Annotated in this window: 23 protein-coding genes and 1 tRNA gene; 6 read left to right on the top strand and 18 right to left on the bottom strand. The window is 73.9% G+C overall.

Features of this window, described 5'->3' with window-relative positions; genetic code table 11:
- Positions 1 to 29 precede the first annotated feature (29 nt).
- Positions 30 to 103: transfer RNA gene (locus PAI11_RS20855), tRNA-Met, on the bottom strand.
- 120 nt (positions 104 to 223) lie between these two features.
- Positions 224 to 964 carry a TetR/AcrR family transcriptional regulator gene (locus tag PAI11_RS24910; RefSeq protein WP_007578430.1) on the bottom strand — a complete coding sequence of 247 codons (741 nt, stop codon included), beginning with the start codon at positions 962 to 964 and terminating at the stop codon, positions 224 to 226.
- A gap of 281 nt (positions 965 to 1,245) precedes the next feature.
- Between PAI11_RS24910 and PAI11_RS20845 the strand changes: the two genes are divergently transcribed.
- On the top strand, positions 1,246 to 2,172 hold the full coding sequence (locus PAI11_RS20845; protein ID WP_007578428.1) for a Ppx/GppA phosphatase family protein: 927 nt from the start codon (positions 1,246 to 1,248) through the stop codon (positions 2,170 to 2,172).
- Positions 2,173 to 2,223: 51 nt separating this feature from the next.
- Here PAI11_RS20845 and PAI11_RS20840 read toward each other — a convergent pair whose 3' ends face one another.
- Genes PAI11_RS20840 through PAI11_RS20830 form a run of 3 tightly spaced genes read right to left on the bottom strand, consistent with a single transcriptional unit; the run spans position 2,224 to position 5,912 of the window.
- Positions 2,224 to 3,921: an acetolactate synthase gene (locus PAI11_RS20840; protein ID WP_007578426.1), complete on the bottom strand. Its 1,698-nt coding sequence runs from the start codon at positions 3,919 to 3,921 to the stop codon at positions 2,224 to 2,226.
- Positions 3,922 to 3,979: 58 nt separating this feature from the next.
- Complete coding sequence (locus PAI11_RS20835) at positions 3,980 to 5,581, bottom strand: adenylate/guanylate cyclase domain-containing protein (RefSeq protein WP_007578423.1); 1,602 nt, start codon at positions 5,579 to 5,581, stop codon at positions 3,980 to 3,982.
- 52 nt (positions 5,582 to 5,633) lie between these two features.
- Positions 5,634 to 5,912: a DUF167 domain-containing protein gene (locus PAI11_RS20830; protein WP_007578421.1), complete on the bottom strand. Its 279-nt coding sequence runs from the start codon at positions 5,910 to 5,912 to the stop codon at positions 5,634 to 5,636.
- A gap of 166 nt (positions 5,913 to 6,078) precedes the next feature.
- Here PAI11_RS20830 and PAI11_RS24905 point away from each other — a divergent pair, with 166 nt between their 5' ends.
- Positions 6,079 to 7,686: an RNA polymerase sigma factor gene (locus PAI11_RS24905; RefSeq protein WP_007578418.1), complete on the top strand. Its 1,608-nt coding sequence runs from the start codon at positions 6,079 to 6,081 to the stop codon at positions 7,684 to 7,686.
- 31 nt (positions 7,687 to 7,717) lie between these two features.
- On the opposite strand, the gene PAI11_RS20820 is transcribed toward PAI11_RS24905, so the two are convergent.
- The 6 genes from PAI11_RS20820 to PAI11_RS20795 all read right to left on the bottom strand — a co-directional run bounded on the left by PAI11_RS20820 (position 7,718) and on the right by PAI11_RS20795 (position 12,111).
- Positions 7,718 to 8,440: a hypothetical protein gene (locus tag PAI11_RS20820; RefSeq protein WP_007578416.1), complete on the bottom strand. Its 723-nt coding sequence runs from the start codon at positions 8,438 to 8,440 to the stop codon at positions 7,718 to 7,720.
- A gap of 68 nt (positions 8,441 to 8,508) precedes the next feature.
- Positions 8,509 to 8,790: an Lrp/AsnC family transcriptional regulator gene (locus PAI11_RS20815; protein WP_007578414.1), complete on the bottom strand. Its 282-nt coding sequence runs from the start codon at positions 8,788 to 8,790 to the stop codon at positions 8,509 to 8,511.
- Between the two features lie 34 nt (positions 8,791 to 8,824).
- Positions 8,825 to 9,502, bottom strand: a complete 678-nt coding sequence (locus PAI11_RS20810) for a metal-dependent hydrolase (protein WP_007578412.1) — start codon at positions 9,500 to 9,502, stop codon at positions 8,825 to 8,827.
- On the bottom strand, positions 9,499 to 9,864 hold the full coding sequence (locus PAI11_RS20805; protein ID WP_138974459.1) for a hypothetical protein: 366 nt from the start codon (positions 9,862 to 9,864) through the stop codon (positions 9,499 to 9,501). Before PAI11_RS20805 ends, PAI11_RS20810 begins: the two co-directional genes overlap by 4 nt.
- Before the next feature lie 183 nt (positions 9,865 to 10,047).
- Positions 10,048 to 10,917 carry a rhomboid family intramembrane serine protease gene (locus tag PAI11_RS20800; RefSeq protein WP_040601226.1) on the bottom strand — a complete coding sequence of 290 codons (870 nt, stop codon included), beginning with the start codon at positions 10,915 to 10,917 and terminating at the stop codon, positions 10,048 to 10,050.
- A gap of 111 nt (positions 10,918 to 11,028) precedes the next feature.
- Positions 11,029 to 12,111, bottom strand: coding sequence for a class I fructose-bisphosphate aldolase (locus PAI11_RS20795; RefSeq protein ID WP_007578407.1), 1,083 nt, complete (start codon positions 12,109 to 12,111; stop codon positions 11,029 to 11,031).
- A 289-nt stretch (positions 12,112 to 12,400) separates the two neighbouring features.
- Between PAI11_RS20795 and PAI11_RS24900 the strand changes: the two genes are divergently transcribed.
- The 3 genes from PAI11_RS24900 (at position 12,401) to PAI11_RS20780 (ending at position 14,112) form a co-directional block, all read left to right on the top strand.
- A complete protein-coding gene (locus tag PAI11_RS24900; protein WP_007578405.1) occupies positions 12,401 to 12,997 on the top strand; it encodes a thermonuclease family protein in 597 nt (198 codons plus the stop codon).
- Positions 12,998 to 13,028: 31 nt separating this feature from the next.
- Positions 13,029 to 13,283 (top strand): hypothetical protein, encoded by a 255-nt coding sequence (locus tag PAI11_RS20785; RefSeq protein ID WP_007578404.1) that lies wholly within the window; start codon positions 13,029 to 13,031, stop codon positions 13,281 to 13,283.
- A 208-nt stretch (positions 13,284 to 13,491) separates the two neighbouring features.
- Positions 13,492 to 14,112, top strand: coding sequence for a hypothetical protein (locus PAI11_RS20780; RefSeq protein ID WP_007578402.1), 621 nt, complete (start codon positions 13,492 to 13,494; stop codon positions 14,110 to 14,112).
- Between the two features lie 70 nt (positions 14,113 to 14,182).
- Here the strand turns inward: PAI11_RS20780 and PAI11_RS20775 are convergent, their stop codons facing one another.
- The 4 genes from PAI11_RS20775 to eno form a co-directional block, all read right to left on the bottom strand.
- On the bottom strand, positions 14,183 to 14,509 hold the full coding sequence (locus tag PAI11_RS20775) for a hypothetical protein (protein WP_007578400.1): 327 nt from the start codon (positions 14,507 to 14,509) through the stop codon (positions 14,183 to 14,185).
- Between the two features lie 180 nt (positions 14,510 to 14,689).
- A complete protein-coding gene (locus tag PAI11_RS27585) occupies positions 14,690 to 14,932 on the bottom strand; it encodes an FtsB family cell division protein (protein ID WP_007578397.1) in 243 nt (80 codons plus the stop codon).
- 323 nt (positions 14,933 to 15,255) lie between these two features.
- On the bottom strand, positions 15,256 to 15,972 hold the full coding sequence (locus PAI11_RS20765; RefSeq protein WP_007578396.1) for a DUF1707 SHOCT-like domain-containing protein: 717 nt from the start codon (positions 15,970 to 15,972) through the stop codon (positions 15,256 to 15,258).
- A gap of 77 nt (positions 15,973 to 16,049) precedes the next feature.
- Entirely contained in the window at positions 16,050 to 17,336 is a 1,287-nt protein-coding gene (gene eno, locus PAI11_RS20760; RefSeq protein WP_007578395.1) for a phosphopyruvate hydratase, read from the bottom strand.
- Between the two features lie 215 nt (positions 17,337 to 17,551).
- Between eno and PAI11_RS20755 the strand changes: the two genes are divergently transcribed.
- Entirely contained in the window at positions 17,552 to 17,917 is a 366-nt protein-coding gene (locus PAI11_RS20755; protein ID WP_040601224.1) for a peptidoglycan-binding domain-containing protein, read from the top strand.
- A 2-nt stretch (positions 17,918 to 17,919) separates the two neighbouring features.
- On the opposite strand, the gene mazG is transcribed toward PAI11_RS20755, so the two are convergent.
- The 3 genes from mazG to mfd all read right to left on the bottom strand — a co-directional run bounded on the left by mazG (position 17,920) and on the right by mfd (position 23,580).
- Complete coding sequence (gene mazG / locus PAI11_RS20750; RefSeq protein WP_007578393.1) at positions 17,920 to 18,729, bottom strand: nucleoside triphosphate pyrophosphohydrolase; 810 nt, start codon at positions 18,727 to 18,729, stop codon at positions 17,920 to 17,922.
- Positions 18,730 to 18,787: 58 nt separating this feature from the next.
- The gene (locus tag PAI11_RS20745) at positions 18,788 to 19,978 is read right to left on the bottom strand and encodes a peptidyl-prolyl cis-trans isomerase (protein WP_007578392.1); all 1,191 of its coding nucleotides are present in this window, start codon (positions 19,976 to 19,978) and stop codon (positions 18,788 to 18,790) included.
- A gap of 110 nt (positions 19,979 to 20,088) precedes the next feature.
- Positions 20,089 to 23,580, bottom strand: a complete 3,492-nt coding sequence (mfd, locus tag PAI11_RS20740) for a transcription-repair coupling factor (RefSeq protein WP_007578391.1) — start codon at positions 23,578 to 23,580, stop codon at positions 20,089 to 20,091.
- Positions 23,581 to 23,881 lie beyond the last annotated feature (301 nt).

Genomic DNA, 23,881 nt, shown 5'->3' with positions numbered 1-23,881 from the left:
AGGCCCGGAGATCCGGGCCTTTCGGTGAGTAGCGGGGGCAGGATTCGAACCTGCGACCTTCGGGTTATGAGCCCGACGAGCTACCTGACTGCTCCACCCCGCGACGGTGTGTTGCGGCGAGGGACTATAGCACCGCGTTCACGCGGGCGTCACCCGCCTCAAGACCCCGAAGGCCGCTCGAATCGGGCCGCGGACGGCCCGCTCGGCGGCCCGCCGACGGCGCTCAGGCGGGGACGCCGATGCCGCCGCGCCCGCGCATCACCAGGTGCGCCATCTGGTCGCCCAGCTGCCGTGGCGTCCAGACGTCGGGCTCGGCCAGGAGGGCGCGCGCGGCGCTCTCTCCCAGGCCCACGACCACGTACCCGAGCAACCGGCCCTGGGCCTCGGCGTCGCCCACGCCCTGGCTCGCCAGCCACGCCTGGGCGAGGGCGCCGATCGTCTCGATCTGCTTCTCGCGCCCGCGCTGCACGCGGCGGTTGATCGCGGCGTCGGTCCCGCCCGCTCCCAGGAAGATGACCTGGAACGCCGCCGGCGAGTCGACGACGGCCTGGAGGAACGCCGTCAGCGCATCCGCGATCAGGGGCTCGATCTCCCCCGTCTCCAGCCGCTCGGGCAGCGCGCCCGCGATCGCCTCGAGGATCCGCTCCTCCTCGCGCCGCAGCAGCTCGCCGAACAGCGCCTCCTTGCCCGGGAAGCTGCTGTAGACCACCGGCTTCGACACGCCCGCGCGACGGGCGATCGCCTCCATCGACGCGCCCTCGTAGCCGCGCTCCAGGAAGACCTCGAACGCGGCGTCGAGGATCATCGGGCGGCGCCGCTCGGGCCCCAGGTGGGCGGCCCGCGGTCGCGACCCGCGCGAGGCGCTGGCGGCCGCGCGGCTCGCGGCCTTGCCCGCCTTCGCCACCGCCTTGCCGGCGGTCTTGGCGGTCTTCGGGAGCGAGGCGGAGCGAGTCGGTTTGGGCATGGCCATGCGTCGGTGACGCGGGCGCTCGGCGCGTCGCGCCGGGCCCGCATCGGGGGAGAACGTCTGCACACCCTACCGCCAGTACCGGCCGCCTCCGTGGCGCCGGGACACGAAACACCCCGAGTCGGTGGGGGCCGGCGCACCGCCGACGAACGCCTGCACCTGACCGGATTCCGCGACGCCCGTCGTCGGTACGCCGTCCACCTGCGTCGCCGGGTCGGCCGCCGCCCATCCGCCGCGCCCGGCCCGACCGGCCGGCCCGCTGCGGATAGCCTGGGCCCATGCGCTTGGCCGCCGTCGACCTGGGGTCGAACTCCACCCGCCTGCTGATCGCCGACCTGGACGACGAGGGGCGGCTGACCGAGCTGGAGCGGCGCGCCACCGTCACCCGCCTGGGCCAGGGCGTCGACCGCACCGGCAGCCTGGACCCGGTCGCGATCACCCGGGTCACCGACGAGCTGATGGTCGTCCGCCGGCTGCTCGACGACCACCACGTCGAGCGCGCCGTCGGCGTCCTGACCAGCGCCGTCCGCGACGCCGACAACGGGCCCGAGTTCACCGCCCGCGTCCGCGACGAGTTCGGGATCGACGCCCGCACGATCCCCGGCGAGCAGGAGGCCGCCCTGACCTTCCTCGGCGCCACCAGCGGCCGCGAGCCGAGCGACGAGCGGATCGCCGTCGTCGACGTCGGCGGCGGCAGCACCGAGTTCGTGGTCGGCCGCGGCCGCGAGGTCGACTTCAGCGTCTCGGTCCAGGCCGGCGTCGTCCGCCAGAGCGAGCGCCACGTCGAGCACGACCCGCCCCACAACGACGAGCTGATCGAGATGGCCGACGACGTCCGCACGATCTTCGCCGAGGCCGTCCCCGACGAGGTCCGTGCCGGCGTCGACAGCGTGATCGCCGTCGCCGGCACCGCCACCTCGTGCGCGGCGATGGCCCAGGAGCTGGACCCCTACGACCCCGACCGCGTCCACGGCTACCGCCTGACGCTGGCCGAGATCGAGCAGCTGCTCGCCCGCCTGGCCCAGATGGAGGAGTCCGAGCGCCGCCGCGTCGCCGGCCTGCAGCCCGACCGCGCCCCCACGATCGTCGCCGGCTGCGTGCTGCTGTCCAACGCCCTGCGGCTGTTCGACGCGCGCGCCTGCGAGGTCTCCGAGCACGACATCCTGCGCGGCGCGGTGATCGCCGCCGCGACCGGCGACCTCTGAGCCCGGCTTCGACGGCGACGGCGCGCGGCGCCGGCCCGTGGCGCGCCGTCCTCAGGCCAGGTTCGACTTGCGCGGGTAGGCGACCGCCGGATCGGTCAGCACGTTGACCAGCGACGGCAGGCCGGACGCGAACGCGCGCTCCAGCGCCGGCCGCAGCTGCTCGGGCCGCTCGACCAGCTCGCCGTGGCCGCCGAGCGCCTGCACCACCTGGTCGTAGCGCGTGCCCGGCCGCAGGTCGGCGACGACCGAGTACCCGTAGAGGAACTCCATCGGGTGCTTCTCCAGCGCCCAGATCCCGTTGTTGCCCATCACCGAGACGACGTTGACGCCGTGCCGCGCGAGCGTGTCGTACTCCATCCCGCTGAAGCCGAACGCGCCGTCGCCCTGCAGCAGCACGACCTGCCGGTCGGGGTGCGCCAGCTTCGCCGCCAGCGCGTAGCCCGGCCCCGACCCCAGGCAGCCGAACGGCCCGGGATCGAGCCACGCGCCAGGCACGAAGCTGTCGATCACGCGCCCGGCGTAGCTGCCGAAGTCGCCGCCGTCGATCACCACGATCGCGTCCCGGTCGAGCATCTGGGCCAGCTCGCCGTACAGCCGCATCGGGTGCAGCGGCGCCCGCTCGTCCGCCAGCTCGGCGCGCTCGCCGGCGCGCTTCTCCGTCTCGTCGGCCCGCAGCCCGTCGATCCAGGCCGCGCGCGCCGCCACGCGCCCGCCGACCGTCGGATCCCCCGCCCCGGCCAGCGCGTCGAGGATCGCCGGCAGCCCGCCGTACAGCTCGGCCGCCACCGGCCGCGGGTGGTCGCGCTCGGGCTCGATCCGGTCGACGACGATCAGCTCGGTCTCGGGCCCGAACGCCGCCCCGAACCCGAGCCGGAAGTCCATCGGCACCCCGACCACCACCGCCACGTCGGCGCCGCCGAGGGCCTTCCCGCGCGTGCGCGCGAACGCCAGCTCGTGGTCGGCCGGGACCACGCCGCGGGCCATCCCGTTCATGAAGACCGGGATCCGCAGCGTCTCGGCCAGCCGCAGCAGCGCGACCTCGCCGTGGCCCCACCAGACGTTGGTGCCGGCCATGATCACCGGCCGCTCGGCGTCGCGCAGCAGCGCCACCGCGCGGTCCAGCGCCGCCCCGTCGGGCGCCGGGCCGGTCGCCTCGGCCCCCGCGCCGCCGTAGGGCGTTCCCGCCAGCGCGCCCGGCGTCCCCGGATCCTCGGCCTCGCTGAAGACGTGGTCCATCGGGAAATCGACGAAGGTTGCCCCCGACGGCGCCCCGCAGGCGGCCTGCAGCGCGTCGTCGACCAGCCCCGGGATCTCGCCCGGTGCCTCGGCGGTGGCGGCGAAGCGGGTCAGCGGGCGCACGAACGGGACGTGGTCCATCTCCTGCAGCGAGCCCATCCCCCACCGCAGCGCCGGCGCGCGGCCGCCGAGCACCACCAGCGGCGACTGGTTCTCCTGGGCCGAGCCCATCGCGCTCATCCCGTTGGTGATCCCGGGACCGGCGGTCAGCGCCGCAACGCCGGGCGTGCGGGTGACCTTGGACCAGCCCTCGGCGGCGAACGCGGCGGTCTGCTCGTGGCGGGTGTCGACCAGCCGGATGCCCTCGCTGCGGCAGCCGTCGTAGATCGAGAACAGGTGCCCGCCCGAGAGCGTGAAGAGCGTGTCGATCCCGCTCGCCTTCAACCGGCGCGCGATCAGCCGGCCGCCGTGGAAGCGCTCCGGCTCGCCGCCGGAGGTCGCGTCGTTCGTCATGGGGCGACCCTATCCGCGGGGGTGCGGTGGGAGCCAGGGGCGACCGGCCGGGGCCGTCCTACGCGCCGACGCCGGGCCCGGCGTCGCGCTCGTGCGCGAGCTCCCCCAGCCGCTGCTCCAGCTCGCCGATGCCCTCCTCGACCCGGCCCGCCAGCATCGGGGCGTGCAGCCGGACCGCGGTGCGCTTGCCCCTGACCGGCGCCGGCGGCCGGCCCGAGATCGTGCCGTGGTCGCGCCGCAGGCGACGACGGGTCTCCTCGGTGAACAGGACCACGTCGCCGGTCTGACGGGTGATCGCCTCGACCCGGTGGGCGGTGTTGACCGCGTCGCCGATGACGGTGAACGTGACCCGGTTGCCGCCGCCGATCGTGCCGGCGACGACCGTCCCGCTGTTGACGCCGATCCCGACCTGGAGCCGCTGCCCGAACCGCTGGCGGACCGCGCGGGCGACCTCGATCGCGGCGGTGACGGCCGCGTCGGCATGGTCGGTCAGCGCCACCGGCGCTCCGAAGACGGCCAGCAGCCCGTCCCCCTGGAAGGCGTTGGCGCTGCCGCCGTAGCGCTCCAGCACCGGCACGACGACCCCGTAGAACTCGTTCAGGAGCGAGAAGACCTCGTGCGCGGTCGCCTGCTCGGCGAAGGCCGTGAAGCCGCGGATGTCGATGAAGGCGACGGTCACCTCGCGCAGCTCGCCCTCGAGCCGCGGGCCCTCGTCCAGCAGCCGCTCGGCGACGACCGGGTCGACGTAGGCGTCGAGCGCCTCGTGCAGCCGATCGCGCTCGCGCAGGCCCTCCAGCGCGACGTTGAACGAGCGCGCCAGCCGCCCGATCTCGTCGCCGCCGAGGACCGGGGCGCGGGTCCGCAGGTCACCCGCCGCGACCCGCTCGGTCGTCTCCTGCAGGGCCCGGATCGGCGCGATGAAGCTGCGGGCCAGCAGCGACGAGAGCCCGAGCGCGATCGTCGCGCTCGCCGCCAGCGCCACCGCCACCCCGAGCCCGAAGGCCGAAAGCCCGGCGTCGCCGCTGCTGAACCCGGCGACGATCCCGCCCGTCACGACGGTGATCAGCGGGACGCCGACCAGCAGCCGCCAGCGCAGCGAGAGCGTCGCGTCCAGGTACGCGGTGTCGGGCAGGTCGGGCGTGATCGCCTCGACCACCGGGCGCAGGACCAGCTCCAGCTCGAGGAAGCGCACGAGGATGCCGGCGCTGATCACGACCGTCGCCGCCAGGCCGAGCGCGAAGCCGCCGGGGAACGCCGGCAGGCCCGCGACCCAGCAGATCACGACGATCGTCAGCGTCGCCCAGATCAGCGTCCGGATCGCGGCGCCGGCCGCCACCATCCGCAGCGGCATCCCGGTCAGCGCGCGCCAGGCCGCGATCGCGTCCTGCTCGGCGTGCTCGTCGGCCGCGTGCCAGCGTGCCGTGACGTCCAGCGTCGACCGCGACGCGCGCAGCACGGCCACGTTCTCGACCAGCGTGAAGCCCTGGGCGACGGCGAAGATGATCAGCCAGTCCGCGAGCGACAGGCTCACGTAGCGCGCCAGCACCAGCAGGCCGCAGAGCACGACCACGTGCGCCTGGGCCACCACGAGCAGCACCGCGACGAACGGATAGCGGGCGCCGAGACGACGGTAGAGCTCGTGCAGCGGGCGCCGGGGCACGGACCGATTGTCCCAGGATCGCCGGCGCGCGATCGAACTCCCGTTCGATCGTCTACGCCTCGCGCGGGGGCAGCGCCGCGGCGACCGCCGCCGGATCGAGCCCCTCGATCGCGACCAGCTTGTCGCGCGACTGGTGGCCCTGGAGCAGCTCGACGCGGCCGCGGGCGACGCCGAGCTGCCGCGCCAGCAGCTTGCAGAGGGCGACGTTCGCGCGCCCGTCGACCGGCGGCGCCGAGACCCGCACCAGCAGCCGGTCCTCGCGCCAGCCGAGGATCGCGTCGCGGCCGCCGCGCGGTTGCAGCCGCACGGCGACCTTCGTGGGCTCGCTCACGAGTCGCTACCGTAGTGCAACGACGGGTCGTGGCCAGTTCGGCGCCGCGAGCGGCCGGCAGTGGTGGACGATCGCCTGCGGCGTCCGCGCCGACCGCAACCTTCGCCGAGGTGGCGTGTTACGACCCCGCGGACCCCCGGGAACCCCGGCGATCCCCCGATTGATCGTGGAAGTCTCCGCCCTCGATACCGCCCCAGCCCTGCGCGGCCCCTCGACGCTGCTGCGCCTGCAGGGCGACGAGCGGCTCGTCGCGCTGACGCGTCGCGGCAACCAGTCGGCGTACGAGGTCCTGGTCCAGCGCTACCAGTCGCGTCTGCTGGCGTTCTGCCGCCACATGCTCGGCAGCCGCGAGGACGCCGAGGACGTCCTGCAGGAGGTCTTCGCCAACGCCTTCAACGCGATCATCGGCGACGACCGGGCGATCAACGTCCGCCCCTGGCTCTACCGGATCGCCCGCAACCGGTGCCTCAACCACCTGCGGAAGATCCAGCCGATCGGCGTCGACACGATGGACGACCGGATCGCCGACAACGGCATCTCGGCCGCCGACACCGCCCACCGCCGCGAGGAGTTCCGCGAGCTGCTCGGCGACGTCCGGGCGCTGCCCGAGACGCAGCGGACCGCGCTGCTGCTGCGCGAGATCGACGCCCTCGCCTACGACCAGATCGCCGAGGCGATGGACACCACGGTGCCCAGCGTCAAGTCGCTGCTGGTCCGCGCCCGCGTCGCGCTGGCCGAGGCGTCCGAGGCCCGCAACCTGACCTGCGAGGAGGTCCGCGACGAGCTCGGCGAGGTCGCCGAGTCGCTGCGCCGGATCAGCCCGCCGGTCCGCCGGCACCTCAAGGAGTGCGACCGCTGCTCCGCCTTCCAGACCCACCTGAAGGCGAACAACCGCGCGCTGCAGGCGATCTTCCCGATCGGCCCGCTGGTCCTCGCCAAGAAGCTGCTGGCCCACCTCACCGCCGGCGCCGGCGCGTCCGGCGGGGCCGCGGTCGGCGGGGCGGCCGCGGGCTCGGTCACCGGCGGCCTGATCACCACCGGCGTCTCGGCGCTCGCGACCAAGACCGCCGCCGGCCTGGCCGCGGCCGCGCTCGTGACCGCCGGCGCGGTCGAGGTCGACCACGCCCGCAACCTCAGCCAGACCTCGGCCGCGATCCAGGTCGAGGCCCCGGTCCGGGCCCAGGCTCCGGCCGCGTTGCCCGCCGTCCACGTGCCGACGACCCCGGCGACGACGACCCACCGGCGGTCGCCCGCGGCGACGCCCTCGGACGCGGTGCTGGCGGCCGCCGCCACCGTCACCGGCGACGCCGCCGCGGCCCGCGGCACGACGACGACGACGACCGCCACGACGACCACCGCGACGACGACGACCGCCGCCACGACGACCGCGATCACGACCCCGCCGACCACCATCGGCACCACCACCGCGCCGACCACCACCACGGCGCCGCCGCCGGTCGACAGCGGCGAGCAGACCGTGACCCTGCCGACGGTGACGACCAAGCCGGCGACGCCGAAGCCGCCGAAGAAGAAGCCCGGCACGACCACGACCGCGCCGCCGGCCGAGGCGACGACCGGCACCGGCGCCAGCACGACCGGCACCGGCGCCACGCCCGCCCCGACGCCGACCCCGGGGGCCAGCGGTCAGCTGGCCGCGCCGGAGCTGCAGGCGCGACCGCGCCGCGCCGCGCGCTCCCGCCCCCGCGCGACGCTGCGGCTCAGCCGCCGCGCCGCCAGCTTCCGGATCGCCGTCGCGCCCCGCACCGGCCGCTGAGCGGGTCAGCCGACCGCGAGCGCCAGCGCCCCTACGGCGCCTCGGTGCCGAACGCGATCCCGTAGAAGGGCGTCCGCATCGGCCCGTTCGAGCCGGCCAGGCGGATGTTCGGCACCACCGGCGAGCTCTCGGTCCGCAGCGACATGTCGAGCACCCGCTCGCGCGTGCCGATCACGTCGGGCAGCAGCAGCAGCCGCACGCCGTAGTAGATCCGCTTCTGGTTGGCGGGACCGCTGCGGTACTGGTAGCGCACCAGCCAGCCGGCGTTGTCCTTGCCGATCTTGACGCGACCCTCGCCGCGCAGCTGGAAGTCGGATCCGGGGATCGCCGCGAGCTCGGCACGGACCTTGCGCATGATGCCGACCATCCGCAGGCTCAGCTGAGCGATCGGCGCGCCGGCCGGCTCGGAGCGGGTCGGCGGCGGGCCGCCGTCGCGGAAGACCAGGGTCTCCTCGCCGCGCTTGAGGGCCCCGCCGGCGCCCTGGACGGCCGAGACGTGCAGCCGCAGCAGCTCGCCGGGCTCGGCCGGCAGCCGCTGCGTGCGGTCGTCGAAGCGGGTGTTGAAGGTCAGCGGCCCGCGGATGATCACCTGCGTCTCGGGCCGGGAGCGGGCGATCAGGACCGCGGCGATCGCCGCCAGCAGCAGCGCGACCAGGGTGCCGGCCACGATCCACGACCGCCGCGAGACCCGCCGCGCCCGCGGCGCGACGACGTCGACCAGGGACGGTCCGAACTCGGGACGGGCGATCGGCACGCAGGCGAGGGTACCGACCGCCCGGCCGGGCCGGCGCCGGGGCGCGGCCTGGCGCGGTGCCGCCGCGGTCAGCCGCCGACGTCGAAGAGCGCGTCGAGATCGTGGCGGCTGAATGCCTCGAACGCGACCAGCGTCTGGGTCCGCTCGACGCCCTCGAGCTTCGAGATCCGTCCGGTGACGACCTCGGCCAGCTGCTCGTGCTGGGGCACGCGGACGATCGCCACGAAGTCCCAGTCGCCGGTCACCGAGTAGGCCTCGCCGACCCCGTCGACCTCGGCCAGCCGCTCGCCGAGGTCGCCGAGCGCGACCCGGTTGGCCTGGACCAGCACGATCGCCGTTGCGACTGCCATCTCGTCGTCTCCGTGCTCGTTCGGGCGGTCGGGCCTAGATCTCGATCGAGGTGCCCGGGGCCAGGACCTCGACGCGGGCGATGCCCGCCGCCTCGACGTCCTGCTTGTAGGCCTGGGCGTCGGTCTCGATCGGCGGGAAGGTGTCGTAGTGGACCGGGACGACGATCGGCGCGCCGACCAGGCGGGCCGCTTCGACGGCGTCGTGGCGATCCATCGTGTAGTGGCCGCCGATCGGGATCAGCGCCGCGTCGAGGCTGTCGCGGCGCCCCGGCAGCGCCAGGTCGCTGAAGAGCGCGGTGTCGCCCAGGTGGTAGATCGTGCGGTCGCCGACGTTCAGCACCAGCCCGGCCGCCACGGCGACGGTGCCGCTCGGCGTCGTGTTCGTGTGCCAGGCCGGGACCAGCCGCACCCAGCCGCCGTCGAAGGCGACGGTGCCGCCCAGGTTCGGATCGGCGACGTCCAGGCCCTGCTCGGCCAGCTCGTTGGCGATCTCGACGATCGCGATCACCTTGGCGCCCGTCCGCTTGGCGATCGGCACCGCGTCGCCGTAGTGGTCGCCGTGGCCGTGGCTCAGGACGATCACGTCCGGCGACAGCTCGTCGGCCGGGGTGACGGCCTTCGGGTTGCCGGTCAGGAACGGATCGACCAGGACCGACGTGCCGCCGGCCTCCAGCAGGACGGCGGACTGGCCGAGGAAGGTGAGCTTGGTCATGGGCGCGGTTCCTCGTCGGAGGGGTCGTTGGCGGATGGGGCGGTGCGCTGACGGGCCAGCTCGCTGGCGAGCTCGAAGCCGACGGTCACCCCGACCAGCATCGCCAACCGCGACTCGTCGGCCAGCAGCTGGTGCAGGCGGGCGGTCCGCTGCTCCGGATCGGGCTCGGCGGCGGCGGACTCGACCTGTTGCTCGTGGCCCTGGCTGAACCAGCCGCCGTCCTGCAGCGCGCCGTCGATGATCCGCTGCAGGCCGGGGACCGCATGGGTGACGATCTGCTCGGCTCGCCGCAGTCGCTGCGGGTCGCTGATCGCGCGCACGGCGGCGTCGACCTCGTCCGCGGTGTAGGGAGCGTCGGGCACCAGGTTGAGCATACGGGTGTGCCGTCCACCTGCGGGTGGATACGAGGCGCACCGCCCGCAGGATCGTCGTCTCGCGGAGCACCCGCGACGAGACGTCGAGGTGACGGCCCGGCGACGCCCGATCGCCACCTCACCCCGAACCGCCCACCGAGAAGGCGATTCGCCGGCCCGCCGCGGGTGCCGCTACTTGCGCGCCGCGGCGAGCGCCAGGCCGACCGGCACGCCGAGGACGACGCCGATCACGGCCGCCAGCGGCGCCCCGGCGATCGCGACGCCGCAGGCGGCGAGCGTCACGACCAGCATCGTGGCCGCGCCCAGCAGGTCGCCGTCGAGCGCGTCCTTGCGCTGACGGGCGCGCAGCTCGGCGACGATCCAGGCGGTCGCCAGCGCCGTCGCCGCGCCGCCGGCACCGGCGTAGATCTCGGCCCCGTCGGCCTGGGCGGCGAGCGCCAGCCCGCCGACGCCAGCGACCAGGAAGCTCAGCAGCACGACGACGCTGCCGACCAGCCCGGCGCGGCGCTCCCACAGCCAGCCGAAGATCCCGAAGGTCCCGATCACCGCCAGCGCGTGCCAGGTGTCGACGTAGGCGAACGGGGCCGTGGCGTAGCGCCAGGGCTCCAGGTCGCCGAGGCCGGGGAACAGCAGCAGGTCCTCGCGGCCGACGATCCTCAGCGTCGGGACGCCGATCAGCGAGATCGCGACCAGGACGATCGTGACCCACGGACGCCGGTCGACGATCGCGTCGTGGGCGCGGGTCCGGCGCTGCGGCCGGCGGCCCCGCTTCGGCACCCGTGAGCGGCCCGAGGGGCCCGCCTTCGGCCGCCGGCGGAGCTTGCGCAGCGGCACCACGACGTCGTCGTCGGGATCGGCCGGCATCTCCGGCTCGTCGATCGCCGGCTCGCGCAGCAGCGCCTCGAGATCGCCGTCCTTGCGCTCCAGTCGCGGGGCACGACGGCGCAGCCGGGTCCCGCAGTACGGGCATTCGGTCACGAAGGTCGAGACCTGCTGCCCGCAGCTGCGGCACACCGTGAAGAGCTCTGCCGCGCCCGCCATCACACCGATTGTAGGACGGCTGGCGCGGAGTGCGTGGCCGGTTGGCGACGAACCGTCGCCCGCGCCCTCGGCAGCGCCGCCGCCGAGGGCCTCCGGCCGGTCGATTCGACCTCAGGCGATCGTGATCTGCGGGTCCAGGTAGACGTCCTGGATCGCGTTGAGGAGCGCGACGCCCTCCTCGACCGGACGCTGGAACGCCTTGCGGCCGGAGATCAGGCCGGTGCCGCCCGCGCGCTTGTTGATGACCGCGGTCTTGACCGCCTCGGCCAGGTCGCTGGCGCCCGACGAGGCACCGCCAGAGTTGATCAGGCCGGCGCGGCCGGAGTAGCAGTTGAGGACCTGGTAGCGGGTCAGGTCGATCGGGTGATCGGTGGTCAGCTGCTCGTAGACCAGCTTGTGGGTCTTGCCGTAGCCGCCGCCGATCGCGGTGTAGCCGCCGTTGTTCTCGGGCAGCTTCTGCTTGATGATGTCCGCCTCGATCGTGACGCCGAGGTGGTTGGCCTGCGCGGTCAGGTCGGCGGCGACGTGGTAGTCGACCCCGTCCTTCTTGAAGCCCGAGTTGCGCAGGTAGCACCACAGCACCGTGTACATGCCGAGGCGGTGGGCCTCCTCGAACGCGCGCGCGATCTCGACCAGCTGGCGGGTCGACTGCTCGCTGCCGAAGTAGATCGTGGCGCCGACGCCGGTGGCGCCCAGCTCCCAGGCGCGCTTGACCGAGGAGAACTCGACCTGGTCGAACTGGTTCGGCAGGCGCAGCAGCTCGTTGTGGTTGATCTTGACGATGAAGGGGATCTTGTGGGCCCACTTGCGGCTCACGGCACCGAGGACGCCGAGCGTCGATGCGACGGCGTTGCAGCCGCCCTCGTGCGCCAGCTCGACGATGTTCTCGGGATCGAAGTAGCGCGGGTTGGGCGCGAAGCTGGCGCCGGCGGAGTGCTCGATGCCCTGGTCGACCGGCAGGATCGAGACGTAGCCCGTGCCGCCCAGGCGACCGTGGTCGAAGAGGCCCTGGAGGTTGCGCAGGACCTGGTTGTTGCGGTCGGTCTGCGCGTAGATCCGGTCGACGAAGTCGGGGCCGGGAAGGTGCAGCGTCGAGGCGTCGACGGTGGTGGACCGGTGGCCCAGGAGGGACTCGGCCTCGTCGCCGAGCAGCTCGGTCACGCGGTCGATCGACGATGCGGTCTGGACAGCCATGTCGTTCCTTCGGAGTTGGTGTTCGATCCCGGTCGCCCGGTGATGTGCGATCTCGTCTCGTGCCACGCGACGGCACGCGATCCCACCCGCCCGGCGGGACCAGCCCGTCCGGCCCCGGATCGCTCCGGGGGGCGGCGGCACGACGGGCGGCAAGCCGTGCCGGAGGCGCCGCATGGTACTAGGACCCGGCGTGACGGGACTCATCCGTTGTGGTACGGCCTCGCGACCATTCCGTGCCGATCGCGTGCCGCCCGGCCGAGGACGGGCCGTTGCGCGCTAGACCGGGACGATGCCCCACCCTCCCGCCCCGGTCGCGAGCCGCGTCGCGCAGGCGGTCGGCGCGCTGCCGCTGCCGCTGCTGCTGGTCGCCGCCGCGGCCGGCGGCTGGGCGTCGATCCGACTCGCCCCCGCGCCGGGCCCCGTGGTCGCCGCCGGGCCGGGGCGCGCGGTCGCGGCGCTCTCGCGCGCCGGGGCGAGGGCGCGCGTGACCGAGGTCCTCGACGGCGACACCGTGCGGGTCGCGTTCGGCGATCGGCGGGGTCGCGCCCAGGTCACGATCCGCTACCTCGGGGTCGACGCGCCCGAGTCGGTCCACCCCCGCAAGCCGGTCCAGTGCTTCGGTCCCGCCGCCTCGCGGGCCAACCACCGCTGGGTCGCGGGACGGCGGGTGCGGCTGCGGTTCGACCGTCAGTCGATCGACCCCTACGGCCGGCTGCTGGCGGCCGTCGTGCCGGACGGCTGGCAGCGCAGCGTCAGCGAGCGGTTGGTCGCCGAGGGCTACGCGCGGGTCCTCACGATCGCCCCCAACGGGAGCACCGCGGCGACGCTGGAACGGCTGCAGCGACGGGCCCGTCGACGCGGAAGCGGGCTCTGGTCGGCGTGCTGAGGGGGTGTCGAGATGCTCTACGCTGCCCTCGGTGACCTCGCCCCGCCCACGTTCCCGTGGCTCGCTCGACGAGCTGGAGCGCCGCCTCGCGCGGGAGACGGAGCTCGCCCAGCGTCAGCGCGACAAGACGCTGCGCGCGGCCCAGCGACGCGAGGCAGAGCGCCGCTTCGACCAGGTCAAGCGCCGCCGCACGCTGCGCTACCTGGCCCTGGTCTCGGTCCTGATCCTGACCGCGGTGCTGGTCACCCTGGTCATGTTCCGGGTCCTGAGCCTCGTCTTCGCCTGATCCGCAGCGCGGCGCGACATCCCGCTGCCGGGGGCGCGTCCCGGGCCGACGACGGACGCCGGCGTCCACGCCGCGGCGTGGCTTCTCGCGCGCGAGTACGTCGCCGCAGCGACGCCCGGCTCGCTCGCCGCGCGGACCCTCGCGTCCGGGCCGCGAGCGGACCGCCACGCGCGGGAGGGTGGATCGACGCTAGATTTGCCTGCGTACCATGGCTCGCCGATCGCTTCGACCCCACCTGAACCAGATCCGTACGTGGGTGCGCCAGGGTCGCACCGACGCCTGGATCGCGCACCAGCTGGAGGTCACCGGACAGCAGATCGCCGCGTTCAAGGCGGAGAACGAGCTGGCCGCCGCCGCTCCCGACGATCCGCTGGCGGTCGTCGCTCCCGAGGACGTCGACCTGCGGGCCGAGGACGACGCGCAGATCGCCGCCGAGCTCGAGGCCGCCGAGGCCGAGCGCAAGGCCGAGGAGGAGCGCAAGGCCGCCGAGGAGGCCGAGAAGGCCGCCGCCCGCGCCGCCGAGAAGGCCGCCCGCGCCGCTGCCGGCGAGGACGAGGACGACGAGGACGAGGACGAGGACGGCAAGCCCAAGCGCCGCCGTCGCGGTGGTCGCCGCCGCCGTCGCGGTGGCTCGTCGACGAACGCCTTCGAGGGCACGTTCGACCACGGCGAGGAGGGCTACGGGCTGTGGCTCGACCCGGCCGTCGCCGACTCCGGCATCTACGCCGAGCACTGGGCCGGCCATCGCCCGATCGAGGTCACGATCGAGGCCGACCAGATCATCATCCGTCGCGCCGGCGAGTCCGCCGACGCCGGCGACGACGAGTAGCCCGGGCGGCGCCGACGGTCGTCGGCGCCCCTGAGCGACGCCGCCGGCCTGTGGCCGGCGGAGCGCGGCCTCACTCGTCGCCGCGCACCTTCAGCCGTCCCCCACCCCAGTCCTGGGCCTGCCCCAGGTAGCGGTGGAACGCCGCGTCGACGATCCGCGGGTCCCAGGCGTCGGGGTCCTCGGGCACCAGCCGCGCCGCCAGGTCCAGGCCCCAGCTGGTGCCGGACTCGTAGAGCGCCACCAGCTCGTCGACGGTGAACGCCCCGCCGAGCCGTCGCCGCAGCTCGTCGTAGGTCTCCTCGGCCACCAGCAGCGCGCGCTGCGCCACGAGGCCCTCCAGTCCGGCGAGGTACCGATCCCCGGCCCGCCACTGATCGATCGCCAGCATCACCCGCATCGCTCGGGTGAGGCTAGCGGGCCGCCTCCCGCGGCCCGCCAGCCCCAGCCGGTTCCGGCCGCACGGCGTCGTGGTCGATCCTCCCGACCGACCCCACGCCCGCGCGCCGGCGTCGACGCAGCGCTCGCCGCCCGCCCGCGACCGGTCTCCCGGTCGCCTGACGGTCGGCGGTCGTCCGCGTCAGTCCTTCGGCAGCCCGCTCACGACGTAGACCCGCTCGCCCTCGCGCACCATGCCGAGGTTCCGCGCCGAGACGGCCAGGCCGCGCTCGGTGGTCAACCGCGCCTTCTCGGCCTTCAGGCGGTTCTCGGTGCGGGTCAGCTGCTGCAGCTGGTGCGACTGCTGCGCGGCGTCGTCACGTGCGCCGAACCAGTCCAGGACCGGTCGTACGTAGCTGGACGCCAGCAGGATCAGCACCAGCACGAGGGCGGCTCGTCGGATGCGGGGCCACGCCAGCTCGACCCCGGCGGAGCGGGACGGGCTCGGCCGACGGCCGCTCGCGGAGCGCGAGGGGCCGCGACCGGCGGACCGGCTGCGGGGGGCGGTGGTCGTGGCGCTGCTCACGCCCCGGGTGTTCGCCCCGGCGCGACCGGCTCCTCGCGACGCACGGCGGCTTGCAGCGAGGGCGCCGGACGGGGTGCAAGATCCCTTGCACGGGACGCGAACACCCGTTCCCCACTGGCGTTTCAGGCCGTGTCAGCGGCGAGCAGGCGTTCGCGATCGCCGCGCCCGAGGTCGCCGCGGGCTCACGATCCGAGCCGTCGCTCGTCGTCCCCGCGCTCGATCTCGCGACCCCGCCGGCGGCGCTTCCTGCGACCGCGGCGGACGCTGTTGCCACTCATGATCGAGATCAGCCGCAGGCGCACCGTCGGGGCCTCGGGCGAGGCGGGCGCGGCCGCCTGGTGGACGTCGTTGCCGCCCATGATCGAGGTCTCCGAGACCTCCACGTTGACGCCCTCGGGGATCCGGATGTTGCTGCCGCCCATGATCGAGACCACCGTGATCTCGACCACGTGACCGGCAAGCTCGGCCTCGCTCAGGTCCAGGTCGCTGCCGCCCATCACGTTGACCACGCTCACCCGCCGCGGGACCCGCCAGCGTCCCGAGCGGTCGCTGCCGCCCATCACCGCCCAGATCCGGATGTGCTCGTCCTGCGCCCCCGGTCGGACCGGCAGCGGGCTGCGAGTGCTGGGCGCCACGTCGAGCGGGTGCGGGCCGTCCGCCGGGACCAGGACGTCGGCCAGCAGCCGCTCCAGCTCGACGCGCGTGCGCGCGCCGAAGGCCGACGTCAGGCGCTCGTCGAGCTCGTCGACGGTCAGGCGTCCCTCGCCCATCGCGTGCCGCAGCAGCTCCGCGGCCCGCTCCCGCTCGCGGTCGGAGGCGCGCAGCGCGAGCGACCCGGCCGCCGGCACCGCGGGCGGCGGCGCCGGCTCGTCGTCGGGCACACGCGCCTCGTCGGCCATGCCCGGCAGGCTATCCCCCCCGGGTGGATGCGAGGTACGTGTCGCCCGACCCGCGATCCGCAGCGTCTACGCGCGCGTCAAGCCGCCCGGAACACCGAGCGCCCCGGGTAGATCGCGGCGGCGCCGAGCGCCTCCTCGATCCGCAGCAGCTGGTTGTACTTGGCGACGCGATCGGAGCGCGACGGGGCGCCGGTCTTGATCTGGCCGCAGCCGGTGGCGACGGCCAGGTCGGCGATCGTCGTGTCCTCGGTCTCGCCCGAGCGGTGCGACATGACGGCGGTGTAGCCGGCGGCACGGGCCATCCGGATCGCCTCGAGGGTCTCGGTCAGCGTGCCGATCTGGTTGACCTTGATCAGGATCGAGTTCGCCGTGCCGCTGTCGATGCCGCGCTTCAGCCGCTCCGGGTTGGTGACGAAGAGGTCGTCGCCGACCAGCTGGACCGTGTCGCCGAGGGTCTCGGTCAGCGTCTTCCAGCCGGCCCAGTCCTCCTCGTCCATGCCGTCCTCGATCGAGAGGATCGGGTACTTGCCGGCCTTGTCGGCCCAGTACGCGGCGAGCTCCTGGGCGCTCAGCGAGCGGTTCTCGTGCTGCAGCACGTAGCTCCCGCCCTCGAAGATCTCCGAGGTGGCGGGGTCGAGCGCGATCCCGACCTGCTCGCCGGGGCGGTAGCCGGCCTTCTCGATCCCGTCGACGAGGACCTGGAGCGCCTCCTCGTTGGACGACAGGTCCGGCGCGAAGCCGCCCTCGTCGCCGACCGACGTCGCCAGGCCGCGGCCGTGCAGCAGCGCCTTGAGGTGGTGGAAGATCTCGGCGCCGACGCGCAGGCCCTCGGAGAACGTCTCGAACCCGAACGGGACGATCATGAACTCCTGGAAGTCGACCGAGTTGTCGGCGTGCGACCCGCCGTTGAGCACGTTCATCATCGGAACGGGCAGCGTCACGCCGGCGCCGTCGGCGTCGACCTTCAGGTGCTTCCAGAGCGGGACCCCGGCGTCGACGGCGGCCGCGCGCGCGACGGCGAGCGAGACGCCGAGGATCGCGTTCGCCCCCAGCCGCGACTTGTTCGGCGTGCCGTCGAGGTCGATCAGCGCCTGGTCGAGCCCGGCCTGGTCGTCGGCGTCGCGGCCCTTGACGGCCGCGGCGATCTCGCCGTTTGCGTTGGCGACGGCCTGGGTCACGCCCTTGCCGAGGTAGGCGTCGCCGCCGTCGCGCAGCTCGGTCGCCTCGAACTCGCCGGTGGACGCGCCCGAGGGCACCGCGGCGCGGCCGCGGGCCCCGGAGGCCAGCGTCACCTCGACCTCGACCGTCGGGTTGCCCCGGCTGTCGAGGATCTGACGACCGTGGACGCTCTCGATCTGGCTCATAGAGCCCGGAAGTCTGCCGCAGAGCGGCAGCCGGCGCGGTGTCCCTCGGCGAGCGCTCAGCGTGCTCCCCGCGTCCTCCGACCGACGGAGCTCATCGTCGAGGCGATCCTCCTGACGAACCGGGGCAAACCCCGGGGTCGATCGGGGGGAATCCCCCATGGTCGTCCGCGCCGGCGGACGACAGGATGCTCGCACCACACCGACCCACCGAGACGATGACCACCCTGACCGCCCGCCGCCACCTGCAGCTCCTCCCTCAGCCCGATCGCGATCTCCCTCGTCGCGACCGCGGGCTCGCTGCCGGTCTGCGGCGGGCCGCCGCCGTGCTCTGGGCGGCCGATGAAGCGGGTGACGTCGTCCCGGTGGGTCAGGCGGTGGACGTCCAGCGGATGCTGGTCGCCGTCGGCCTGCTCGACCTGACCGCGGTCAGCGGCCGCTGGGACCGTGCGACGGCCGACGCCGTCGCCGACTTCCAGCGGATCAACGAGCTGCCGGCCGATGGCGTCGCCGGTTCGCGGACGGTCGACCTGCTGCTGACCCGCACCGCGCCGCGACCGGCGGCGCTGCGGCTCGCCGCCTGAGCTCAGTCGGCGGCCACGTCGCCGCCGCCCTGCTGCTCGGCCAGCACGGCCCGCGCGTAGTAGGCCAGCCGGTCGTCCTCGGGCAGCTCGGTCCAGCGGAGGCCCTCCTCGGCGGCCAGCCGCTCGGCTACCAGCACCCGCTCGCGGAACCGGGCGCTGGAGGAGCGGAGCGCGATCTCGGGATCGGCCTTCGCCTTGCGGGCGACGTTGACGACCGCGAAGAGGGCGTCGCCGAGCGCCGCGAAGGTCTCGTGGCGGGCGCCCTGCCGCAGCGCCGCGGCGAGCGCGTCGAGCTGCGCGCGGGCGGCGTCCAGCGCCGTCTCGACGTCGGTCGGATCGAAGCCGCTCGAGGCCGCCCGCCGCTGGACCTTGCGGGCGAACAGCAGCGACGGCAGGTTGTCCGGCACCTCGCCGAAGATCCCGCGCTCGCGCCCGGGCTCGTCCTGCTTGAGCCGGTCCCAGTTGCGCAGGACCTCGCCGGCGTCCGCGACCTCGACGTCGCCGAAGACGTGCGGGTGGCGGCTGATCAGCTTCTGGCGGCAGTGCTCGGCGACCTGGCCGAGGTCGCCGGCGCCGCGCTCCTCGAGCAGCAGCGAGAGGAAGTGGACCTGGAAGAGCACGTCCCCCAGCTCGTCGAGCAGCTTGCCGTCGTCGCCCTGGTTGGCGGCGTCGGCCAGCTCGTAGGCCTCCTCGAGCGTGTGCGGGACGATCGTCCGCTCGTCCTGCTCGCGGTCCCAGGGGCACTCGACGCGCAGCCGGCGGGTGAGGTCGTCGAGCGCGCCGAGGGCGTGGGTGATCTCGTCGCGGGGCACGCCCCGGACGGTAGCGACCCGTGCGGCCGGGGTCAGCCGGCCGCGCGGGTCGCGCGGGTCAGCCGGCGGGGGTCGCCGGGGCCTGCTGGCCACCGCCCGCGGCGCCGGCCGCGGTCGTCGGCTGCTTGGGCTCCTTGTAGCCCTTGCAGAACTGGGCCACGTAGCCCTTGCGGCACTCCGTCTTGCCCTGCCAGTCCTTGATGATCTGCTTCTGCCAGTCGGTGAAGGCCGTCTGCTGCTTCTGGGCGGTGACCTGCTGCTTGAGCAGGTCCTTGACCTTGTCGAACGGCGTGACCTTGGCCGGCGTGATGTTGTCGACGCGGACGATGTACCAGCCCGACTCGGTCTTCACGGGGCCGACCAGCTCGTCCTTCTTGGCGCCGAAGGCGGCGGTCTCGAGGCCGCGCTCCTGCTGGCCCTTGGCGACGCCGGAGAGCTTGCCGCCGGCGTTGCGGGTGACCTGGTCGACCGAGTACTTCTTGGCGACGGTCGCGAACTTCGCGCCCTTGTCGAGCTCCGCCTTGGCGGCCTTCGCCTTGGCCTCGGTCTTCGTCAGGACGACGTGCAGGCCGCGGGTCTCCGGCTGCGTGAACTGGGCCTTGTTCTTGTTGTAGTAGGCCTGGACGTCCTTGTCCGTGACCTTGCCCTTCTCCTTGGTGATCTTCGCCTGGAGCTTCTGGAGGATCAGCTGGTTGCGCTGATCCTGCTTCAGGACGTCGACCCCGAGGCCGGTGAGCTTGGTGAACTTGGCGAGGTTCTGCTTGCCGCCGATCGCGGTCGGCTGCGCCAGGTAGTTGGCCCAGCCCTTGTCCAGCTCGGCCTGCGAGATCTTGATGTCGTTGTCCTCGGCCTCCTTGCGGAGCACCTCGGTCAGCAGCGGATCGAAGATCGCCATCTGCTTGATCTGGTCGTAGCCGTTCTTGCAGTTCGCCTTGAACTGCGCGTCACTCGGCGCCGGCTGCCCCTTCGGCGGCTTCGGCGTCTGGGCCTTCAGCTGCGCGATGCAGTTCTTGAAGGTCGGCGAGTCCGGGACGATCATCTTCGGGTTCTTGCCCGCGAGGACCTGAGCCGTGTTCGCCTTGTAGGTGGCGTACTTGAAGCTCTTCTCGTACTGGGCTTTCGTGATGTCCTTGCCGTCGATCTTGGCGACGGAATCGGCCGACAGCCCGCCGCCGCACCCGGCGAGCACGACGGCGACCGGGATTCCGACGGCGCAGACGGCCAACGAGGTTCGATTGTGGCGCAGCATCCGCGGGAGCCTAGCGGGCGTGGATAAGGCGCGTCTTTACGCTCGGTAGCGGATCAGAAACAATCGTCCCCGCCGAGCAGCACTGGGGATTCGCCCGATGCGCCGCGACGCTACGCGGGCGCCACGCTGAGGGCCGCCGCGCGCACCGCCTCGGCGGCTGCGACGACCGCCTCGAGCCGCTGGAACCCGTCCTTCGGGACGGCGACCGAGATCTGCGAGCGACCGCCCTCGTAGCGCATGCCGCCGCCGCGACCGCCCCACTCCTCGCGCAGCCGCTCGAGCCCGCTCTCGTCCAGCTCGACCGGGCTCGCGGTCAGCTTGGTGCCGCGCAGCGAGACCACCCGGCAGCCGGCCTCGCCGAAGCGGATCCGCGCGCGCTGCAGCTCGACCAGGTTCTGGAGCGGCTCGGGCGGGGCGCCGAAGCGATCCTCCAGCTCGGTCCGCAGCTCCTCCAGCTCGGCGACGTCGCGGGCGCCGGCGATCCGCCGGTGGACCTCGACCTTGGCCTGCTCGTAGGGCACGTAGTCGGCCGGGACGTAGGCCGTGACCTGGGCGTCGAGCCGGACCGGCTCGCGTTCGTCCGCGTCGGCGTCGTCGCCGCCGCCGTCGGCCGCCTCGCGCTCGGCGACGGCCTCCTCCAGCATCGACAGGTAGAGCTCGAAGCCGAGCGCCGCGACGTGGCCGGACTGCTCGTCGCCGAGCAGGTTGCCGGCGCCGCGCAGCTCCAGGTCGCGCATCGCGATCTGGAACCCGGAGCCGAGCTCGGTGTGGTCGGCGAGCGCGGTCAGGCGGTGCATCGCGTCCTCGGTCAGCGCCGCCGCCGAGGGGTACAGGAGGTAGGCGTAGCCGCGCTCCTTGCCGCGGCCGACGCGGCCGCGGATCTGGTACAGCTGGCTGAGCCCGAAGAGGTCGGAGCGGTCGACGATCAGGGTGTTGGCCTGCGGGATGTCGATCCCGGACTCGATGATCGACGTCGACACCAGCACGTCGGCCTCGCCGCGGAGGAACCGCATCATGTGGTCCTCCAGCTGCTGGTCGGTCATCTGGCCGTGGGCGACCTCGAAGTCCAGGTCGGGGCAGAGCCCGCGCAGCCGGGCCGCGGTCTCGTCGATCGTCTCGACGCGGTTGTGGAGGAAGAACGACTGGCCGCCGCGGGCCTTCTCGCGCAGCAGCGACTGGCGGACCAGCTGGTCGTCGTACTCGCCGACGTAGGTCTTGACCGGGCGACGGCCCTCGGGCGGCGTCTCGATCGTGGAGATGTCGCGCAGGCCGGCCAGCGACATCTGCAGCGTGCGCGGGATCGGCGTCGCCGACATCGCGATCACGTCGACCTTCAGCTTCAGCTGGCGCAGCAGCTCCTTCTGCTTGACGCCGAAGCGCTGCTCCTCGTCGACGACGATCAGGCCCAGGTCCTTACCGCGGACGTCGCGCCCGAGGATCCGGTGGGTGCCGATCAGGACGTCGACCTGGCCGGCGTTGAACGCCTGGACGACCTCGCGCTGCTCGGCGGCGGTGCGGAAGCGCGAGACGTGGTCGACGGTGATCGGCAGGTCGCGCAGGCGCTCGGCGAAGGTCCCGTAGTGCTGCTGGGCAAGGATCGTCGTCGGGGCCAGGATCAGCACCTGCTTGCCGTCGGCGGCCGACTTGACCGCGGCCCGCAGCGCGACCTCGGTCTTGCCGAAGCCGACGTCGCCGCAGATCAGCCGGTCCATCGGCCGCTCGGACTCCATGTCGGCCTTGACGGCGTCGATCGCGTCCAGCTGATCGGCCGTCTCCTTGTAGGGGAACCGGGCCTCGAAGTCCTCGATCAGCTCGCCGTCGGCCGGGAACGCGTGGCCACGGCGACGACGGCGCTCGGCGTAGAGGTTCAGCAGCTCGCCGGCCATCTCGTGGGCGGCCTTGCGGGCACGGGTCTTGATCGCCTCCCAGCCCTTGCCGCCGAGCTTCGAGAGCGTCGGCCCGGCCCCGCCGCCGGAGACGTAGCGGGTGATCTTGGCCAGCTGGTCGACGGGGACGAAGACCTTGTCCTCGCCGGCGTACTGGAGCTTCAGGTAGTCGCGGGTGACGCCGGCGACGGTCTTGGTGTCGAAGCCGTCGAAGCGGGCGATCCCGTGGTCCTCGTGGACGACGTGGTCGCCGGTCCGGAGGTCGGCGAAGCTGCGCAGCGCGCCGCGGCGGCTCGAGCGGCGGCGCTGCTCGTCGTCGCGCTCGGTCTTGCGCCGCCGCAGCAGCCGGTGGTCGGGCAGGACGGCCAGCTGCAGGCCGGGCGCGATGAAGCCGTAGCGCAGGTCGGCGACGACGAACCCCGCGCGCGAGGGGTCGAATCCCGCCGGGTCGCCCCCGCGGCGGGCACCGCCCTGCTCGGTCCCCGCCTCGCCGATCCACTGGGCGCGGACGCGGCTGAGGTTGTAGGCGGCGCGGTCGCCGTCGCCGTGCCGGCGCCAGGTGACGACGGTCCGGTAGCCGGAGCGCAGGAGCTTCTCCAGCTCCGTCTCGGCGGCGGTCAGCGTCCGGGCCGAGAGGTCGCCCGACTGGGCGTGCAGCTGCAGGTCCTGGTCCTGGAGCAGGCTGTTGATCCGCAGCTCGGCCCGGCGCTCGAGCTCGCCCAGGACCGTCTCCGGCTTGACGTAGAGGTGGCCGGCGTCCTCGTCGTGGAACGCCGCGCAGACGTCGTCCCACTGGTCGCGCAGCGCCGGCTCGATCTCCTCGTCGGCGGCCAGCACCACGACCGCGTCGGCGGGGACCAGGTCGAGGAAGCTACCGAAGCGGTCGACGGGCAGCAGCTCGGCGACGTCGACGCGCTGGTCGGCGTCCTCGCCGCCGGGCCCCGAGCGCGACTTCCGGTCGGCGAGCATCGCGGCGATCTCGGCCGACTCGCGGTACTCGGCGGCCAGCTCCGCGGCGGGCGCGACGAAGACCTCCTGCAGCTCGTCGAGCGAGCGCTGGGTGAAGACCGAGAACGCCCGGATCGACTCGACTTCGACGTCGAAGAGGTCGACGCGGACGGGGTTGTCCTCGGTGCCGGGGAAGACGTCGAGGATGCCGCCGCGGATCGCGAACTGGCCGCGGTCGGCGACCTGGTCGACCCGCTCGTAGCCGGCGCTGACCAGGTCGCGAGCGCACTCGTCCAGGTCGAGCAGCTCGCCGACCTCGATCGCGAAGCCGTGCGGTCGCAGGGCCGGGTCGGGGACGGTCTCCGAGAGCGCGACGGCCGAGGCGACGACGACCGGCGGCTCGTCGGTCGCGCTGCCGTCCTCGTGGGCCAGGAGCGCGTCGAGGGCGGCGACCCGCTGGCCGACCAGGTGCGGCGGCGGGGCCAGGTGCGACTCGTAGGCGACGCCGCGCGAGGGATAGAAGCGGACCGGTCGCGGGTGCAGCCAGGCGCGCAGGTCACGGGCCAGCTCGCGAGCCTGCTTGTCGTCGCCGGCCACCACCAGCCCGGGCCGCCCGAGCCCGATCGCCCCGTCGACCCCATCCAGCGCGGCCGCGATCACGTAGGGCCGCAGCGAGGTCGACACGAAGGCCCGCCCGCCGTCCCGGGCGATCCGCGCCCCGGTCGGCTCGTCGGCGAGGTGGCGAAGCAGCGGGCGCAGGGAGGACATGCAGGCAGGCGGGGCGGCGGTGGTTCAGCGAGCGCGGGGCCGGTCGAGACGGCACGACGCGAGGGCGCTGGCGAGCGGTGAGCGGCTCGCCGGGCAGGGCCATCGAGTCTACGAGGTCGGGCCGGGCGCTTCGTTTCGGGGGTGGCCCAGGACGAGCGTTGGTTCGCGGGGTGGCGGATGTGGTCTGCGGGGTGCGGTGCGCCCTCGATCGATCGCGGGGTCGGCGGGAGTGGCGGACTCAGCTGGGGTGGCGGCTGTGGTCCGCGGGGGTGCGGTACGCCCTCGATCGCTCGCGGCCAAG

It is taken from the genome of Patulibacter medicamentivorans (genome assembly GCF_000240225.1).
GTDB lineage: Bacteria > Actinomycetota > Thermoleophilia > Solirubrobacterales > Solirubrobacteraceae > Patulibacter > Patulibacter medicamentivorans.
This window is presented reverse-complemented; position numbering and strand designations above follow the sequence as displayed.

What these genes read in the sequence shown, in the direction of transcription:
- PAI11_RS24910 (WP_007578430.1), bottom strand. Translation starts at nt 964, where the DNA reads ATGCCCAAACCGACTCGCTCCGCCTCGCTCCCGAAGACCGCCAAGACC.
- PAI11_RS20845 (WP_007578428.1), top strand. Translation starts at nt 1,246, where the DNA reads ATGCGCTTGGCCGCCGTCGACCTGGGGTCGAACTCCACCCGCCTGCTG.
- PAI11_RS20840 (WP_007578426.1), bottom strand. Translation starts at nt 3,921, where the DNA reads ATGACGAACGACGCGACCTCCGGCGGCGAGCCGGAGCGCTTCCACGGC.
- PAI11_RS20815 (WP_007578414.1), bottom strand. Translation starts at nt 8,790, where the DNA reads ATGGCAGTCGCAACGGCGATCGTGCTGGTCCAGGCCAACCGGGTCGCG.
- PAI11_RS20810 (WP_007578412.1), bottom strand. Translation starts at nt 9,502, where the DNA reads ATGACCAAGCTCACCTTCCTCGGCCAGTCCGCCGTCCTGCTGGAGGCC.
- PAI11_RS20800 (WP_040601226.1), bottom strand. Translation starts at nt 10,917, where the DNA reads ATGGCGGGCGCGGCAGAGCTCTTCACGGTGTGCCGCAGCTGCGGGCAG.
- PAI11_RS20795 (WP_007578407.1), bottom strand. Translation starts at nt 12,111, where the DNA reads ATGGCTGTCCAGACCGCATCGTCGATCGACCGCGTGACCGAGCTGCTC.
- PAI11_RS24900 (WP_007578405.1), top strand. Translation starts at nt 12,401, where the DNA reads ATGCCCCACCCTCCCGCCCCGGTCGCGAGCCGCGTCGCGCAGGCGGTC.
- PAI11_RS20780 (WP_007578402.1), top strand. Translation starts at nt 13,492, where the DNA reads ATGGCTCGCCGATCGCTTCGACCCCACCTGAACCAGATCCGTACGTGG.
- PAI11_RS20775 (WP_007578400.1), bottom strand. Translation starts at nt 14,509, where the DNA reads ATGCGGGTGATGCTGGCGATCGATCAGTGGCGGGCCGGGGATCGGTAC.
- PAI11_RS20765 (WP_007578396.1), bottom strand. Translation starts at nt 15,972, where the DNA reads ATGGCCGACGAGGCGCGTGTGCCCGACGACGAGCCGGCGCCGCCGCCC.
- eno (WP_007578395.1), bottom strand. Translation starts at nt 17,336, where the DNA reads ATGAGCCAGATCGAGAGCGTCCACGGTCGTCAGATCCTCGACAGCCGG.
- PAI11_RS20755 (WP_040601224.1), top strand. Translation starts at nt 17,552, where the DNA reads ATGACCACCCTGACCGCCCGCCGCCACCTGCAGCTCCTCCCTCAGCCC.
- PAI11_RS20745 (WP_007578392.1), bottom strand. Translation starts at nt 19,978, where the DNA reads ATGCTGCGCCACAATCGAACCTCGTTGGCCGTCTGCGCCGTCGGAATC.
- mfd (WP_007578391.1), bottom strand. Translation starts at nt 23,580, where the DNA reads ATGTCCTCCCTGCGCCCGCTGCTTCGCCACCTCGCCGACGAGCCGACC.